Here is a 16,274-nt window from a genome sequence, read left to right on the forward strand (position 1 = left end):
AACAAGTCCCGCGATGGTGGGAATTCAGAGGCTAGCGCGCGGGTACGACACCGTGGCCGGGTCGCCGCGTACCCGACGCAGAGTTCACTCAGTAGGCACGAAACCGTCCGGTACACCGCCATCACCGGACACCTGGTGGCGAGGGCGCGTCATCCTGGATGCAGGAGAGGGGACCGACCATGGCAAAGACCCTGAAGCGTACGGCAGCCTTCACCGCACTCGCCCGGGCGTTGATGAGCGGTGCCCGCGGTGGCCCGTCCATCGGCGCCCGCCTCGCCGCCCTGCCCCGGATGGTCATGGCCACCGTACGCCGGGAGTACGACGGCGGTGCTCGGCTGGCGATGATGGTCGCGGCGACCGCGTACGTGGTGTCACCGATCGACCTCGTTCCCGAGGCGTTCCTGCTGATCTTCGGGCTCGCGGACGACGCCATCATGATCACCTGGCTGGCCGGAACCGTGCTCGCCGAGACGGAACGGTTCCTGGAATGGGAACGGGACCGGGCCGCGGTGATCCCGGGCTCGGTCGTGTCCTGAGTCGTCGTTAGGCTAAGGCGTGCGCTACTACGACAACGTCGTCGAGATGATCGGTGACACGCCCCTGGTCCGGCTGCACAGCGTGACCGAGGGCATCGCCGCGACCGTCCTTGCCAAGGTCGAGTACTTCAACCCCGGCGGGTCCGTGAAGGACCGGATCGCGCTGCGGATGGTGGAGGACGCCGAGAAATCCGGCGCGCTCCAGCCCGGCGGCACGATCGTCGAGCCCACCAGCGGAAACACGGGCGTCGGCCTGGCGCTCGTCGCCCAGCTGCGCGGTTACCGCTGCGTGTTCGTGTGCCCCGACAAGGTCAGCGAGGACAAGCAGAACGTCCTGCGGGCGTACGGCGCGGAGGTCGTGGTCTGCCCGACCGCGGTCGCGCCCGAGGATCCGCGGTCGTACTACAACGTCTCCGACCGGCTGGCCCGCGAGATCCCGGGCGCGTGGAAGCCGGACCAGTACAGCAACCCCGCGAACCCGCGCTCGCACTACGAGCAGACCGGCCCGGAGCTGTGGACCCAGACCGCCGGGAAGATCACCCACTTCGTGGCCGGCGTCGGCACGGGCGGCACGATCAGCGGGATCGGCCGCTACCTCAAGGAACAGGGGCCGGTGCGGATCGTCGGCGCCGACCCCGAGGGGTCGGTGTACTCCGGCGGCAGCGGGCGGCCGTACCTGGTGGAGGGTGTCGGCGAGGACTTCTGGCCGACCACGTACGACCGAGACATCTGCGACGAGATCATCGAGGTCTCCGACAAGGACTCGTTCGAGATGACCCGCCGCCTCGCCCGCGAGGAAGGGCTGCTGGTCGGCGGTTCCTGCGGCATGGCCGTGGTGGCCGCGCTGGATGCGGCCCGCCGCGCCGGGCCGGACGACGTGGTCGTGGTCCTGCTGCCCGACGGTGGCCGCGGCTACCTGTCGAAGATCTTCAACGACGGCTGGATGGCCCGCTACGGCTTCCTGGCCACCGGCGGCGACGAGCCGACCGTGGCGAGCATGCTCGGGCGCAAGAGCGGCGACATCCCGCCCCTGGTCCACGTCCACCCGACCGAGACGGTCCGGGACGCGATCGACTACATGCGCGAGTACGGCGTCAGCCAGCTTCCCGTCCTCAAAGCGGAGCCGCCCGTCGTCACCGGCGAGGTGGCGGGCTCGATCGCGGAGAAGGCGTTGCTGGACGCGCTGTTCACCGGCCAGGCGCACCTGCACGACACGATCGAGCGGCACATGGGCGAGCCGTTGCCGATGATCGGTGGTGGCCAGCCGGTGAGCGAGGCGGTGGCCCTGCTGGAGCGCGCCGACGCCGCCATGGTGCTCGTCGACGGCAAGCCTGCGGGGGTCCTCACCCGGCAGGACCTGCTGGCGCACCTGACCTGAGCGGTCGCCGCCGAGCCGGCTACGCCAGTTCGGCCGGGACGGTCACCACGTCGACGAACGCGTCACGACGCAGCACGGTCACCGGCAGCCGGGTGCCGATGGCCGGGCCCAGCATCAGCCGTTGCAGCATCTGGACACTCTGCACCGGCTGGCCGCCCGCGCTCACCACGATGTCGCCCAGGTAGATCCCGGCCGTCCCGGCCGGGCTGCCCGGGACCACCTCGACGACGCGCAGCCCGATCCGCTGCCCCAGCCGCGTGGCGACCGGCGGCGGCAGAGGGACGGGCACCCCGGCGACGCCCAGCCACGCCCGGCGGACCCGGCCGTGCGACATCAGCTCACCGACGATGTGCCGGGTCGTGGCGTTGACCGGTACGGCCAGGCCGAGCCCGTACCCGGCGACCGCAGTGTTGATGCCGACCACCGTGCCCGTGGCGTCCGCGAGCGCCCCGCCGGAGTTGCCCGGGTTGAGGGCGGCGTCGGTCTGGATGACACTGTCGATGATCCGGGCCCGGCGGCCGTCGCGGACCGGCAGGGAACGGCCCAGCCCGGAGACCACCCCGGCGGTGACCGAACCGGCCAGGCCCATCGGGTTACCCACCGCCACCACGAGTTGGCCGATGCGCAACAGGTCGGCGTCGCCCAGCGGAGCCGCGGGCGCCCCGCGATGGTGCACCCGCACCACCGCCAGGTCGGACAGCGGATCCGAGCCCACCACGTCGAACGCGGTCTCGGTGCCGTCGGCGAACTCCGCGGTGCCCTCGTCCGCCCCGGACACCACGTGCGCGTTGGTGAGCAGGAACCCGTCGTCGGTGAACGTGACCGCTGAGCCGGCGCCCGCGCCCCGCGGCGTACGCACGGCCAGGGCGGCCACGGACGGCAGGAGCCGGGTGGCCACGCCGGTCACCACCCGGCTGTAGGCGTCGAGTGCGTCCGCCTCGGCGCCCGGGTGTTCGATGTCCATGCCGCCCACAACGTCGGCGCCCGTCACCGCCATGCCCGCCGGTCGTCCGCCCACGGCGAACACCGCGGTCTGGCAGCACCTGTTACGGATAGTGGGGGCAATCGCACAGAAAGTCCGACCGGTGGGCCGGTGACCGGAGTTGTATGTGTCGTGACGGACATACGCCACTGCTGACGGAGGGGTAAGGAATGGTCTCTGTCGACCAGACTGAACCGGCCGACATCGTGGATCGGCTGCTCTGGCGCGACGCGCAGCAACTGCTCGGCCGCCACGAACGGCCGGACGCCGAACTCAAGTGTGTCGGGTGTGGACGGCTCTGGCCGTGCGCGCCCCGGCGGCTCGCCGAACGAGCGAACACCGTGTCCCGCCGCCCCTGGCGGGAGGCGTGGACTCTGCGGCACGACCTCAACAGCATCCGGCCCACGGGGCTGGCCGCCGGACTGCGTGACAACCTCGACAACCGCCGCGCGGCGGGCCCGGCCGGATCCGACCGGCGGGCACGACGGGCGGCCAACCGCGTGCTGCACGAACCCCGTCCGCGCAGTGGATGGGGCAACCGGGGGGCCTTCGGCTGACCACAACTGAAACCGCGACGTCGTACGGCGGCCTGACCGTCCCCCGGCAGGCTCAGCCCTCCCCGGCACGTGCGACGCCGCCCCGGCGGTGACGCCGCTGTGCCCCGCCAGCACACCGGCATCCCGCGCCAGACCCGCCCAGAGAACTGGAACGACCGGCACGCCTCCGCCGGTCAGCGCCTCCGGCCAGGCGCAAACCCCCGGTTTGGGCGGGCGCGGTTGGCGGGAGCGCGTGACCACAGGTTCCCCCGCATTCACTCGGTCACGCGTTCCCGCCCTCCTACTGTTCCGGGCGGTGCGAATACCGAAGCTGGTGAGCGGTGCCCTCGCCCATCGGCACGTCGCGGGTCGTCCCGTCCGGCGCCCAGCCTCCCCGCTCGTAGAAGCGCTGGGCCCGCGTGTTGCCCGCGATCACCCACAGCACCGCCCGGTCGCCGAGATGCCGTAGCGCGTCCTCCATCAATTCCCGTCCGACGCCCCGGCCCACCCACTGCGGGGCGACGTGGATCGCGTACAACTCGGTGACGCCGGGCTCGGGGGTCGGACCGAGGTATGTGAAGCCGACCAGCTCGCCGTCGACCCCCGCGACCGTGAGCCGGTGCGTCTCCCGCTCCCAGCGCCAGCGCTCCGCCCACCACTCACCCAGCGCCTCGGGCGAACCGAAGTCCAGCGCGGCCGGCGAGAACAGGCCCGCGTACGCGTCGCGCCGGGAGCGGTAGTGCAGGGCGCCGATGGCGGACAGGTCGGGATCAGCGGCGGGACGCAGAACGACGGTCATCGCCCGACGGTAGCCGGGGCGGCACGGGCACCCGCATCAGGTCCTCGGCCAGCACGATCTCACCGGAGAACTCCGCGCCGGCCTCTTCCAGGAACGGGCGGGGGTCCGGGTAGCGCTGGGAGAAGTGGGTCAGCACCAGGGTGCGTACCCCGGACTCGCGGGCCACGGCCGCGGCCTGACCGGCGGTCAGGTGGCCGACCTGGGCGGCGAGCGCCGCGTCGGAGGCCAGGAACGTCGACTCGATGACCAGCAGGTCGGCGCGCTCGGCCAGGGCGTACACGGAATCGCACAGTCCGGTGTCCATGACGAAGGCGAACCGCTGGCCCGGCCGAGGCACGCTGACCTCGGCCAGCGTGACCCCGCCCAGACGGCCGGTCCGCATCAGCTCGCCGACCGCGGGGCCGGTGATGCCGTGGGCGGCGAGGCGGTCCGGCAACATGCGATGCCCGTCCGGTTCGGCCAGGCGGTACCCGTACGTTTCGATGGAATGCCGCAGCGGCAGCGCGGTGAGCCGCCCCGCGGTCGTCTGCACCGCGAAGCCCGCGCCCACCGGCTCGGGCTGCAGCTCGGCGTTGTCCCAGAAGCTGGTCGCGTGCCGCAGCCGGTCGAAGTACTCGCGCCCGCCGGACGGGAACGTGACCGCCACCGGGTGGGGCACCCGGTCCAGGGAGATCCGCTGGATGACGCCGGGCAGGCCGAGGCTGTGATCGCCGTGGAAGTGGGTGATGCAGATCCGGGTCAGCGGGCTGACCGCCAGCCCCGCGAGCAGCATCTGGCGCTGGGTGCCCTCGCCCGGGTCGAACAGGATCGTCTCGTCGTCCCAGCGCAGCACGTACCCGTTGTGGTTGCGGTGCCGGGTCGGCACCTGGCTGGCAGTCCCGAGGACCACGAGTTCGCGCATCGGGTGCGTCCGCCTTCCGGGGACATGAAGCGACCCCCGGGGTTTTCCGCGCTCACGAGGAGCGCGGTCCGGTCGGACAAGGCCGGAACCCCGGGGGTCGGGTGGCTGTCTGGTATTCGGCCGGGACCGCTGCCACACGGTCTCGACATCGGGTGTTGCTTGCTGTCGAGGACAGCGGCCTAGCGGACAGCCACCTCACGAGTCCCGTAGCTATACAACGTCGGACCACCTCCTTTCGCGTGTACCGCCCACCGTAGTCACGGCGCAGAAACGCGACAACGGTTTTTGTGAAGCCGCCGGCCGGGCTCAGCCCAGCCAGTGGCGCAGCTTGGGGCGCCGGGACGCGGCCACGGCCGCCGGCAGGTCCTCCAGGGTCTCCTCGCCGACCCGCTCCTGACGGGCGTAGAGCAGCCCGTACGGGAAGCCGTCCTCGCCCGCGGCGTGGGCGGCGCCGGCGAGCTCGCGCAGCAGCTCGCGCGCGACCACGGAATCCTGGTGGGCGCCCAGCACGTCCTGCAGCGCGGTCAGCTTCTTGACCAGCTTGGCGCCGGGCCGCCCGGCGGCGGGGGCCACCACCTCCACGGCGTACCGGGCCCGCTTGTACGCCTTGCGCGCGTCGTGCAACTCGGCGTCGACGCCGTCGGCGCGGGCCTGGTCGAGCAGCCCGTCCGCCTTGGCCAGCGTCTTGCGGGTCCGGCGCCGCGGATCCCCGTCACCGCCCGCGGGGGCGTCCACCAGGGCGTCCAGCACGTCGAGCAGGCGCAGGTACCGCTCGCCGTCGAGGGCCTCGGTCAGCGCGGCCCGGCCGCGCGTCTCCTGATCCTCCAGGCGCGCCCGGATCCGCTGCCCGACCCCGGTGAACTCCAGGCCCTCCCGGTCCAGGGGCGCCAGCAGCTTGTGCGACTGCACCTGCGCGTCGCGGACGTCGCCGAGCAGTTGGGCCAGCCACTTCAGCTCGTCGACGACCGGGCCGGCGGTCTGCGGCGGAAACCACTTCCGGAACGTACGCAGGGTGCTGCGCAGCCGCCGCGTCGCGACCCGCATCTTGTGCACCGCCTCGGGCTCCCCCCGGCGCACCCCGGGGTCGAACGCGGCGATCGCGTCGCGCTGGTCCCGCGCGTACCCGAGCACCGGATCGGGCGCGCCGTCCTCGGGGGCGCCTGTGCCGGGCAGCTGGTCGCCGAGCGCGCGGGCCAGCTTCGACGGGCCGCTCGCCGGGGTCGCGCCGGCCGCGAGCAGCGCCCGTTCGACAGCGGTGAGCACCTTGCGGCCGCCGTCGACCAGCTCGACCTCCACCTCGGTCCAGTGCTGCTCGCCGGTGTCGGTCTCGGCCGTGACCACATCCTGGGCGACCAGCGCGAGTGTGTGCCCGTCGGCGTCGCGCAGCGGAGTCTCCAGCCGCCGGGTACGCAGCCGGGCCACGGGACGCAGAGCACGGTCGCGGACGATCGCCCGGACCTCGGCCTGCAGGGGGCCGGGCACCTCGTCCGTGCCCGAGTCGAGCGGGAGCCGGTGCTCGGTGCGCGTCGCGCCGTCACCGGGCGTCTTGAGATGCCAGCCGGCGTCCGAACCGCCCGTACGACGGCGCAGGGTGTGCCGGTGCCGGGCGAGACGGAGATCTTCGGTGTCGAAGTAGGTGGCGTCGAGGTCATGGGTCTCGGCATCGCTGGCCCGGCTCACGCCACCGACACCGGTCAGGGGCGGGAGCTCGAAATCCGCGGGGACGTCGTATTTGCGCTCAGTTTCAGTGGCGCTCTCCATTCTGTCTATCTTGCCTGCCCGCCCGCTTCCCGGACAGGGCTCACACGGGCGCGCGGCCACGACTGCGCAGGTACATCGCGCGGGAAAAGTTCGCGGTCGCTGCGCCGTAGTACATCGTGGCCTGGGTGACGTTGAACGTGGTGTCGGCGAGGGCCTTGCGGGCGCTCGCGGTCTCGTTCCAGCGGATCTCGGCGTCCGACTCGCCGATGCCGCGGGTCGAGCACAACTGGCGATTCAGTTCCTTCCCGGTCACGAACGAATCGAGCGCGGTCTCGGCCTCCTGCATCATGGCGCGCGCCTTCTGGAGGAGCGACTCGGCCACCGTCCATGCGTCCTCTTCGTCCACGTCCACGTCGTCGCTGATGATGAACTCCGTCATGTGCCCCTCCGGTGGCGCAACCTCCTGGTTTGTCCGCACGTCCAGTGTCGGTGGCGCCCCGGGGATAGGCGATCTTTTTCGCCCACACGGGTGGTGGACCCCCGGCGGCAGCGGCAACACCGTGCCGCATCCGGTAGGCGGGCCGCTCCCGTCGCGGCGAGGGTCAGCCGGCCGGCTTGTCAGCGTGGCAGTGGGGATCCGGGGATTGCCACGACACCTCCGGCGGCGCGGTCTCGACGGACTCGCCGGTCACGGGGTCTGAACTGGGGTGCCTGCTGTGTGCGGTCACAATCACCTGGGTCGCCTGGCCGGTCGGCCGTACCGCGTCGACGACGTTCTCGCAGATCGCCAGATGTTCGGCCGCCGTGGTGGTGTCGGCCCATACTCCGACGTGCACCTCGGTTCCGTTCCAGGCCCACGACACGATGTCGGACGCGTCGGTGCTCTGCTTGACGGCACGCTCAAGTAGCTCATTGTCGGCGGCCGAGGCGCTCGACGCGCCGGCATCCGAGGGGGCGGTGATCGACGCCTTCGGTTCCGCCGGTGTCTTCGCGTGGTCTGCGGTGCAGGCGCCCAGGACGGAGCTCACGGTGATTGCCGACGCGAGGGCCGCGACCACCTGCAATCGGCTGCGCACGACTCATTCTGTACTGACTGTGAGGCTGACGGGGCCGGTTCGGCAGTGCGAGCCGATGGTGGGGTGCCATTCCGGCGTACGGTGCCGCTCAGCGCTCCGATCACACAGGGTGAGGGGGCTGGGGTGCCCCGTGGGCCGCCGGCGGTGCGTTCCCGACTGCTATGCGGCGAGAGCAGCCGGGTGGCGCGTGCCGGTACCGGGGATCGCGGACAGGGCCGGCGGTGAGATCGTCCCGGCTGGTGTGATCGTGGCGGCGGGCAGGGTGAAGGTGAAGCGGGTGCCGCCGCCGGGGTTGTCGGTAGCGGTGATGGTGCCGCCGTGGCGTTCGACGGTGCGTTTGCAGATGGCCAGGCCGAGCCCGGTGCCGCCGTATCCGTTTCCGCGGTGGGCGCGGTGGAAGGTGTCGAAGACGGCGTCGTGGTGTCCGGCGGGGATGCCGATGCCGTTGTCGGCGATGGTGACGCCGACAGTGTCGCCGTCGAGGTTGCTGGTGATCGTCAGGTGCGGGGTGACGCCGGGGGCGGTGTATTTGACGGCGTTGCTGACGAGGTTGTCGAGCAGTTGCCGTAGCAGGATCGGGTCGGCCTGTACGGGGTGCAGGTCGCCGACGGTGAAGTCCGGCACGGGTTTGTCGGCTGCCATGGCCGCGTCGATGCGGGCCTCGGTGATGTCAGCGACCAGGTGGCCGAGGTCGACGGGGACGGGTGTGATCGCGGCGTCGCGGGTGGTGGTGTAGGCGAGCAGGTCGTTGACGAGTCCGCGCATGCGGGCCGAGGCGCGGGTGACGCGGATCAGCCCGGCGTGGGCCTCGGCGACAGCGGGGTGTTCGGGGGCGTCGGTGAGGGCGTCGCCGACGGCTTCGGTCCAGCCTTCGACGGTGGCGAGTGGGTTGAGCAGGTCGTGGGCGACCACGCCGGCGAAGCTGGCGAGTTCGTCGCGATGGCGGCGTTCGGCGGTGATGTCGCGCAGCAGGACCACGGCGCTCCGGATCCGGCCGTCGGCGTCGGCCAACGGGGACGCCGTGCTGCGGATGATCCGGTCCTCACGCAGGTCGGGGTCGCGCACGATGATGTCGGCGGCGTGTGTCCGGCCGTCTGCGATCGCCTTGCGGGACGGCAGGTCGACGTCGGTGACCGGGTTGCCGTCGATGTCGTGCAGCCCGTAGTGGCCAATGACGTCGGGCTCGGTGGTTTGGGCCGGACGGTCACCGAGCAGGGACTGCATCATGGGGTTGCGCAGCACGGCTTGCCCGTCCGGGCCGACGACGGCCAGGCCGTCGGCCATGGAGTTGACCACCGCGTTCAGCAGCCCCGCCTGCTGGAATGCCCGATCCTTCTCCTCGGCCAGCGCCTCGGTCAGCGCCTCCCGTTCGTCGCGGCCCAGGGCCAGGGCCAGGCCGATGAGGGTGATCGTGGCGATGAACACCTGCCCGACCATCGTCGCGGTCAGCAGCGAGCCGACGTGCGCGAACGGGCCGTTGCCGTGCACGGTGACCATGGACGTGGCGACCATGGCGGCCAGGCTGTGCAGTGCGACATAGGAGGTGCACAGCCGAACCGCGGCCCACACGGTCAGCACGATCAGCGGGAACACCATGGACACCCCGGGCGTGCGCAACGCGATCCCGTACCCGGCCAGCGAGCACACGGTCACGGCCAGGCACTCGCCCACGCGGGTGCACTTCCGGGCTCGGGACGCCCGCGACCATCCGGCGGCCAGGGATCCGTGCACCCGGCGGCCGGACACCATCGCCATGACGTGCATCGCGACGGCCGCGAACAGCAGCATGTTGGCGAAGTCACCGGTCCACATCGCGGCGATCATCGACCACGGAACCGTGCCGGTCACCAGCCACAGCCCCACCGCGCCGACCGCAGCGCCGCACACCGTGGCCCCGCCGACCGCTGCCAGCAGACGCCACAGGTCCCGCGGCCCACCGAGCTGCGGCAGGTCGTCAGACCCCGGGTACCCGGCGGACAGCAGGCGCAGGAACACACCGACCTGGGTCAGCCCCACCACCACGCACGCCACGGCCACCGCCACGCTCGCGCCGACGGCAAGGTTGACGCCCACGATCACCGCCACCAGCGCGACCGCGTCCACGCGGCGAGTCCGCGCGGCACGTTGCGCGGTGAACCACGCCGCGGCGACACCGGCTGCAGGCCACACCACCCAAGCACCGGCAGCAGCGGACCACTCGACCCGTCCGCACACCTCCGCGAAGAGGAAGAGGGCGGCGAAGCCGCCAGTACGCAGCAATGAGCCCAGGACGCCGGTCGCCGGCCCCCGCCCGATGTGCGCAGCCAGGGGCGGGGTGCCCGGCACGTCGGCGTGCTGCTCCGGCGCCAACGAGTCCCCGTTGCCGCGCTCTTTGTCGACCGCCACCGGCGCTGCCATCCGACCTCCTCCCCAGACCTCTACTCGTTACGAATCGTCTGCCCCACCGATCCGCTGAGCGCGTCCCCGCACCTCGAGAGAAGATAAGGACCAAGGTCCTCAAGCGGACATATGGAACACTCACGAAGTTATTGGGTCGGTGCCGGGCGCTCGCAGGGGTCCAGCGGCCCACCCGATCCCTCCCGGGCAACTCATGAGTGCTCGCGGTTGAAGCCGCCGAACACGACCCGCGCTACCGCGCGAGTGGTGGAGCACCAGGTGACCGCCACAGGTGGCCGGGTGCTGTTCCGACGAATCCCGACCTCGGTGGCCCCACTCCAGAGCGCTTCCGGAGTGGGGCCACCGTTTATCAGCCTGGCTGGGTGCCGATGGGCGCGAGCTTCCGAGACACTTCGGGCCGTGGCACGCAGCTACTCAGCGAGCCGTGCGACCCCTACCGGGCAGGTCATGCCGTTCGGGCCGTGGTTGCAGTAGCCGCCCGGGTTCTTCGCGTCCGACAGGTACTGCTGGTGGTAGTCCTCGGCGTAGTAGTACGTCTCCAGCGGCGTGATCTCCGTGGTGATCTCGCCGTGCCCGGCCGCGCGCACCACCGGCGCGAATGCCTCCCGCGACGCCTCGGCCGTACGCATCTGGGCGTCGGTCGTCGTGTAGATCGCCGAACGGTACTGGGTGCCGACGTCGTTGCCCTGGCGCATGCCCTGGGTCGGGTCGTGGTTCTCCCAGAACGTCTTGAGCACCTGCTCGTAGCTGATCTTCGCGGGGTCGTACACCACCTGGACGACCTCGGCGTGCCCGGTCATCCCGGAGCAGACCTCCTCGTACGTCGGGTTCGGCGTCGTGCCGCCCGCATAGCCCACCGAGGTCGAGTGGACGCCGGGCAGGCGCCAGAAGATGCGCTCGGCGCCCCAGAAGCAGCCCATCCCGAAGACGGCGGTCTCGTAACCGGCCGGCCACGGCCCTTTCAGCGAGGTCCCCAGCACGGTGTGTTCCGCCGCCACTGGCATCGCCAGCAGGCGGCCCGGCAGGGCCTGCTCGGCTGTGGGCAGCTCAACCTTCTTGTTCCGCAGGAACACGGCAACTCCCTTCATCCGCAGTGCGTAACGCCGGGCCTCCCGCCATCCTTACCCGAGAGCTGCGGTGATGCGGGCCGCGTAGGAGGCCGCCTCGTCGTCGGAGGCGTACTTGTGCCGCGGCCAGAAGAAGCCGCGCAGGCCGTCGCCCTTAGTGCGCGGCACGACGTGCGCGTGCAGATGCGGGACGGATTGGGACACCACGTTGTTCATCGCCACGAAGGTGCCGTGCGACCCCAGAGCATCTGGAATCACCCGGGCCACCCGTTGCACGAGCGCGAAGAAGCCGGGCAGCAGGTCGGGGCCCAGGTCGCCGAGCTGGCCGACGTGCGGACGCGGCACCACCAGCACGTGGCCTTTGAACACGGGGCGGACGTCCAGGAACGCCATCGCGTCGGGAGAGTCGACGACCGTGAATGCCGGCACGGTCCCCGCCACGATCCCGCAGAACAGGCAGTCGGGCACACCGCAGACTAGCCTTGGCCGGCATGACGGGTAACCAGTACGGCTTCGACACTCTCGCCATCCACGCCGGCCAGGAGCCGGAGCCGCGGACCGGCGCGGTGGTGCCGCCGATCTACCAGACCAGCACGTACGCGCAGGACGCGGTGGGATCCCCGCGCCTCGGTTATGAATACAGCCGGTCGGGTAACCCCACCCGGGATGCCCTGCAGGAGTGCCTGGCCGCGATCGAGGGGGGCCGCCGCGGGCTGGCGTTCGCCAGCGGCCTCGCGGCCGAGGACACCCTGTTGCGTACGGTGTGCCGCCCCGGCGATCACGTCGTCATCCCGGACGACGCGTACGGGGGCACGTACCGGCTGTTCGCGAAGGTCGCCGAGAACTGGGGGCTGGACTGGACGGCGGTGTCACTGGGTGACCTGGACGCGGTGCGGGCGGCGTTCCGGCCCGGCCACACGCGGCTGATCTGGGCGGAGACCCCGACCAATCCGCTGCTCGGCATCGCCGACGTCGCCGCTCTGGGCGCGCTCGCGCACGAGTACGACGCGCTGCTGGCGGTCGACAACACGTTCGCGTCGCCGTACCTGCAGCAGCCGCTCGGCCTGGGCGCCGACGTCGTGGTGCACTCGACGACGAAGTACCTGGGCGGGCACTCCGACGTGGTCGGTGGCGCGCTGGTCACCGCGGACGAGGACCTGGGCGAGCAGCTCGCGTTCCACCAGAACGCGATGGGCGCGATCAACGGCCCGTTCGACGCGTGGCTGACGTTGCGCGGCATCAAGACGCTCGGCGTACGGATGGACCGGCACTGCGACAACGCCGAGCGCATCGTCGCCTACCTGCAGACCCACAAGGCTGTCGCAAGTGTCCTGTACCCCGGCCTCGAGTCGCACCCGGGTCACGAGACGGCCGCCAAGCAGATGCGCCGGTTCGGTGGCATGGTGTCGTTCCGGGCGGCGGGCGGCCCGGAGCAGGCGATCGCGATCTGCAACCGGACGAAACTGTTCGTGCTCGCCGAGTCACTGGGTGGGGTCGAGTCGCTGATCGAGCACCCGGGTCAGATGACACACCTGAGCGCCGCGGGCTCCCCGCTTGAAGTCCCCGCCGATCTCGTGCGACTGTCAGTCGGCATCGAGACCGTTGACGACCTGCTCGCCGATCTGGAGCAGGCGCTCGGCTAGGTCCTTTCCGGACGGAGATCGGGTCATGGACAACGCAACGACGACCTGGGTGGGCGCGACGGCGAAGCAGATCGCCCGTGCGGTCCGGCGCGGTGACGCGTCGGCCACCCAGATCGTCGCCGACCACCTCGAACAGATCGCGGTCACGGACCCGTCGCTGGACGCGTTCCGGGTGGTGCGGGCGGGCGAGGCCATCGTCGAGGCGGAGAAGGTCGACGAGCAGGACGACCTGGCGAATCTGCCGCTGGCCGGGGTGCCGGTCGCGGTCAAGGAGAACACCCCGGTGGCTGGGCTGCCGACGTCGCAGGGCGGTGCGGTCCGTGCGGCCGTCGCCGAGCAGGACCACGAGGTGGTGCGCCGGCTGCGCGGCGCGGGCGCGATCGTGGTCGGCAGCACCCGCATGCCGGAGCTGGGCCTGTGGGCCACCACGGACGACCCGGGCGGCGCGACCCGCAATCCGTGGGATCAGGACCGTACGCCGGGCGGCTCCTCGGGGGGCGCCGCCGCGGCCGTGGCGGCGGGGCTGGTGCCGATCGCGCACGGCACCGACGGTCTCGGCTCGGTCCGCATCCCGGCCGCGTGCTGCGGCCTGATCGGTCTGAAGCCGGGCAGCGGTGTCGTCCCCCGCGAACTGGGCGTGGACGGCTGGTTCGGGCTGGTCGAGCACGGGCTGCTGGCCACCACGGTCGCGGACGCGGCGCTCGGCTTCAGCGTCCTCGCCGGTCGGCGGCCCGCCAAGCTGGTCGAACCGGGCCGGCTGCGGGTCGGGGTCTCGTTGCGCTCGCCCGTGCTGGGTGTGCGCCCGGACGCGCCGAACGTCGACGCGGTCTCGACCGCCGCGCGGCTGCTGGGCGGCGCGGGCCACGACACGGTGACCGCCGACCCGGTCTATCCGACCACGCTGGGCCTGGCGGGCCTGGCGACGTGGTTCGCCTGCGCGTACCGGGAGGCGGAGGCGTCCGGGGTCGACCCGCAGGACCTGCAGCCACGGACCCGCCGGCACGTGCGGCTGGGCCGGTGGGCGTGGCGCCGCGGGTACGTGCGGCAGGAGCAGCGCGACGGCTGGCGGGCGCGGTCGATCCGGTTCTTCGCGGAGCACCGGGTGGATCTGCTGCTCACCCCGGCGCTGGCCGGCCCGCCCCCGGCCGCGTCCGGGCACGCGGGCGCCCGGTGGGGGCGCAACATGCTGACCAACATGCGCTACGCCCCGTACGCGGCGCCGTGGAACGTTGCCGGCCTGCCCGCGATCGTGGTGCCTGTCGGGGTGCGCCCGGACGGGCTGCCGCTGGCGGTGCAACTGGTCGGGCCGCCCGACTCCGAACTGCTGCTGCTTGCGGTCGCGGGCCAGTTCGAGATGCGTAATCCGTGGCGGCGGCACGTACTGGCCTGATCTTGTGCACCGGGCCGGTTCGTGCGCCGGCCCGCGCGGTGGCACGATCAAGCCATGAGCGGCATGGATCTGCTGGAACTCTCGGACATCGAAGCGGCGCGGGAGTTGCTCACGGGCATCGTGCGCCGGACTCCGCTGGAGCGCTCCGGGCCGCTGACCCGGCTGCTCGGGCAGCCGGCGTTCCTCAAGTGCGAGCACCTGCAGCGGGCGGGGTCGTACAAGGTGCGCGGGGCGTACACGCGGATCTCCCGGCTGCCGGAGGCCGAGCGTGAGCGCGGGGTGGTGGCCGCCAGCGCGGGCAACCACGCGCAGGGCGTCGCCCTGGCCGCGGGTCTGCTCGGCATCCGCGCCACGGTCTTCATGCCGGAGGGCGCGCCGCTGCCCAAGGTGTCGGCCACGAAGGGGTACGGCGCCGCGATCGAGTACGCGGGCACCAGCGTCGACGACGCGCTGGTTGCCGCGCGGGCGTTCGCGGAGAAGACCGGTGCGGTGTTCATCCACCCGTTCGACCACCCCGACGTGATCGCCGGGCAGGGCACGGTCGCGCTGGAGATCCTGGAGCAGTGCCCGGACGTGGGCACGATCGTGACCGCGGTCGGCGGCGGCGGGCTCATCTCTGGGGTCGCGGTGGCGGTCAAGGCGATGCGCCCGGATGTGAAGGTCGTCGGGGTGCAGGCGGCGGGGGCGGCCGCGTACCCGGCGTCACTGGCGGCGGGTGCCCCGGTGAAGCTGCAGCGGTGCGCCACGATCGCGGACGGCATCGCGGTGCAGCGCCCGGGTGATCTCACGTTCGCGCATGTCAGCAAGCTGGTCGACGAGGTCGTCACGGTCACCGACGAGGAGCTGTCCGCGGCGCTGCTGGTGCTGCTGGAACGGCACAAGCAGGTCGTGGAGCCGGCCGGGGCCGCCGCGGTCGCCGCGCTGCTCAGCGGCGCCGTGGCGGTGGAGCCGCCGGTGGTGGCGGTGCTGTCGGGCGGGAACATCGACCCGATGCTGCTGCTGCGGGTGATCGAGCACGGTCTGGCGTCTGCGGGCCGCTTCCTGCGGCTGTCGGTACGTACCCCGGACCAGCCCGGGGAACTGGCCCGGCTGCTCGGTGAGATCGCGAAGACCCGGGCCAACATCGTCGACGTGCTGCACTCGCGGCAGAACCCGCGGCTCGCGTTCGGGGAGGTCGAGGTGCAGCTTTCGGTGGAGACCCGGGGGCCGGACCACTCGGCGGCGCTGATCGCCACGTTGCGGGATGCCGGTTACGCCGTGACGCTGGCGGCCGGCACCCCGTAGTAGGTGCTGGGTGAGGCGTTCAGCCGCCGAACGGCTCGAACGTGACGATCGTCACCTTGATGTCGGCGCCGCTGGGGGCGGTGTACGTGACGGTCTGGCCCGTCCCGGCGCCCAGAATGGCCTTGCCGAGCGCCGACTCCGGGCTGTAAACGGTCAGGTCGGTCGTCGAGGAGATCTCGCGAGAGCCCAGCAGGAACGTCTCGGTGTCGGTCTGGTCGTCGTCGAAGTAGATCGTGACGACCGTGCCCGGGGCGACCTTGTCGGCGGTCGGCGCGTCGCCGACCGTTGCCGTGCGCAGCAGCTCCTGGAGCTGGCGGATCCGGAACTCCTGCTTGCCCTGCTCCTCGCGGGCGGCGTGGTAGCCGCCGTTCTCGCGCAGGTCACCCTCCTCGCGACGGGCGTTGATCTCCGCGGCGATCACGGGCCGACCGGCGATCAGCGCGTCGAGTTCGCTCTGCAAGCGGTCGTGGGCGTCCTGGGAGAGCCAGGTCCGCGACGCTTCTGAACTGGACACAGACGATCTCCTTGAGGTGTGAGGCAAGGGAACTGAGCGAATCACCAAGCTTACCAGCGGTGTGCGCACC

Annotated in this window: 16 protein-coding genes; 6 read left to right on the forward strand and 10 right to left on the reverse strand. The window is 71.8% G+C overall.

What is annotated here, in order from left to right:
- Nucleotides 1-179: 179 nt before the first annotated feature.
- A complete protein-coding gene (locus ACMCNK_RS27640; RefSeq protein WP_412739263.1) occupies nt 180-536 on the forward strand; it encodes a YkvA family protein in 357 nt (118 codons plus the stop codon).
- A gap of 19 nt (nt 537-555) precedes the next feature.
- Entirely contained in the window at nt 556-1,914 is a 1,359-nt protein-coding gene (locus ACMCNK_RS27645; protein ID WP_412739264.1) for a cystathionine beta-synthase, read from the forward strand.
- A 19-nt stretch (nt 1,915-1,933) separates the two neighbouring features.
- Here the strand turns inward: ACMCNK_RS27645 and ACMCNK_RS27650 are convergent, their stop codons facing one another.
- Nucleotides 1,934-2,932, reverse strand: a complete 999-nt coding sequence (locus ACMCNK_RS27650) for a S1C family serine protease (RefSeq protein WP_412739265.1) — start codon at nt 2,930-2,932, stop codon at nt 1,934-1,936.
- Nucleotides 2,933-3,066: 134 nt separating this feature from the next.
- Between ACMCNK_RS27650 and ACMCNK_RS27655 the strand changes: the two genes are divergently transcribed.
- Complete coding sequence (locus ACMCNK_RS27655; RefSeq protein WP_412739266.1) at nt 3,067-3,453, forward strand: hypothetical protein; 387 nt, start codon at nt 3,067-3,069, stop codon at nt 3,451-3,453.
- A 280-nt stretch (nt 3,454-3,733) separates the two neighbouring features.
- On the opposite strand, the gene ACMCNK_RS27660 is transcribed toward ACMCNK_RS27655, so the two are convergent.
- The 8 genes from ACMCNK_RS27660 to ACMCNK_RS27695 all read right to left on the reverse strand — a co-directional run bounded on the left by ACMCNK_RS27660 (nt 3,734) and on the right by ACMCNK_RS27695 (nt 11,841).
- Entirely contained in the window at nt 3,734-4,231 is a 498-nt protein-coding gene (locus ACMCNK_RS27660) for an N-acetyltransferase family protein (protein WP_412739267.1), read from the reverse strand.
- Nucleotides 4,203-5,132: a ribonuclease Z gene (locus ACMCNK_RS27665; protein ID WP_412739268.1), complete on the reverse strand. Its 930-nt coding sequence runs from the start codon at nt 5,130-5,132 to the stop codon at nt 4,203-4,205. Before ACMCNK_RS27665 ends, ACMCNK_RS27660 begins: the two co-directional genes overlap by 29 nt.
- 306 nt (nt 5,133-5,438) lie before the next feature.
- Nucleotides 5,439-6,893, reverse strand: coding sequence for a CHAD domain-containing protein (locus tag ACMCNK_RS27670; protein WP_412739269.1), 1,455 nt, complete (start codon nt 6,891-6,893; stop codon nt 5,439-5,441).
- A 40-nt stretch (nt 6,894-6,933) separates the two neighbouring features.
- A complete protein-coding gene (locus ACMCNK_RS27675) occupies nt 6,934-7,272 on the reverse strand; it encodes a hypothetical protein (protein WP_412739270.1) in 339 nt (112 codons plus the stop codon).
- A 163-nt stretch (nt 7,273-7,435) separates the two neighbouring features.
- Nucleotides 7,436-7,909, reverse strand: a complete 474-nt coding sequence (locus ACMCNK_RS27680; RefSeq protein ID WP_412739271.1) for a hypothetical protein — start codon at nt 7,907-7,909, stop codon at nt 7,436-7,438.
- Nucleotides 7,910-8,068: 159 nt separating this feature from the next.
- On the reverse strand, nt 8,069-10,306 hold the full coding sequence (locus ACMCNK_RS27685) for an ATP-binding protein (protein WP_412739272.1): 2,238 nt from the start codon (nt 10,304-10,306) through the stop codon (nt 8,069-8,071).
- Nucleotides 10,307-10,716: 410 nt separating this feature from the next.
- Nucleotides 10,717-11,379, reverse strand: a complete 663-nt coding sequence (msrA, locus tag ACMCNK_RS27690; RefSeq protein WP_412739273.1) for a peptide-methionine (S)-S-oxide reductase MsrA — start codon at nt 11,377-11,379, stop codon at nt 10,717-10,719.
- A 48-nt stretch (nt 11,380-11,427) separates the two neighbouring features.
- Nucleotides 11,428-11,841, reverse strand: a complete 414-nt coding sequence (locus ACMCNK_RS27695) for an HIT family protein (protein ID WP_412739274.1) — start codon at nt 11,839-11,841, stop codon at nt 11,428-11,430.
- A gap of 23 nt (nt 11,842-11,864) precedes the next feature.
- Here ACMCNK_RS27695 and ACMCNK_RS27700 point away from each other — a divergent pair, with 23 nt between their 5' ends.
- The 3 genes from ACMCNK_RS27700 to ilvA all read left to right on the forward strand — a co-directional run bounded on the left by ACMCNK_RS27700 (nt 11,865) and on the right by ilvA (nt 15,690).
- The gene (locus ACMCNK_RS27700; protein WP_412739275.1) at nt 11,865-13,016 is read left to right on the forward strand and encodes a cystathionine gamma-synthase; all 1,152 of its coding nucleotides are present in this window, start codon (nt 11,865-11,867) and stop codon (nt 13,014-13,016) included.
- 25 nt (nt 13,017-13,041) lie between these two features.
- On the forward strand, nt 13,042-14,406 hold the full coding sequence (locus ACMCNK_RS27705) for an amidase (protein ID WP_412739276.1): 1,365 nt from the start codon (nt 13,042-13,044) through the stop codon (nt 14,404-14,406).
- A 63-nt stretch (nt 14,407-14,469) separates the two neighbouring features.
- A complete protein-coding gene (gene ilvA / locus ACMCNK_RS27710; RefSeq protein ID WP_412741016.1) occupies nt 14,470-15,690 on the forward strand; it encodes a threonine ammonia-lyase in 1,221 nt (406 codons plus the stop codon).
- Nucleotides 15,691-15,709: 19 nt separating this feature from the next.
- Here ilvA and greA read toward each other — a convergent pair whose 3' ends face one another.
- On the reverse strand, nt 15,710-16,204 hold the full coding sequence (gene greA, locus ACMCNK_RS27715; protein WP_412739277.1) for a transcription elongation factor GreA: 495 nt from the start codon (nt 16,202-16,204) through the stop codon (nt 15,710-15,712).
- Nucleotides 16,205-16,274 lie beyond the last annotated feature (70 nt).

The organism is Krasilnikovia sp. MM14-A1259, from assembly GCF_047159535.1.
GTDB lineage: Bacteria > Actinomycetota > Actinomycetes > Mycobacteriales > Micromonosporaceae > Actinoplanes.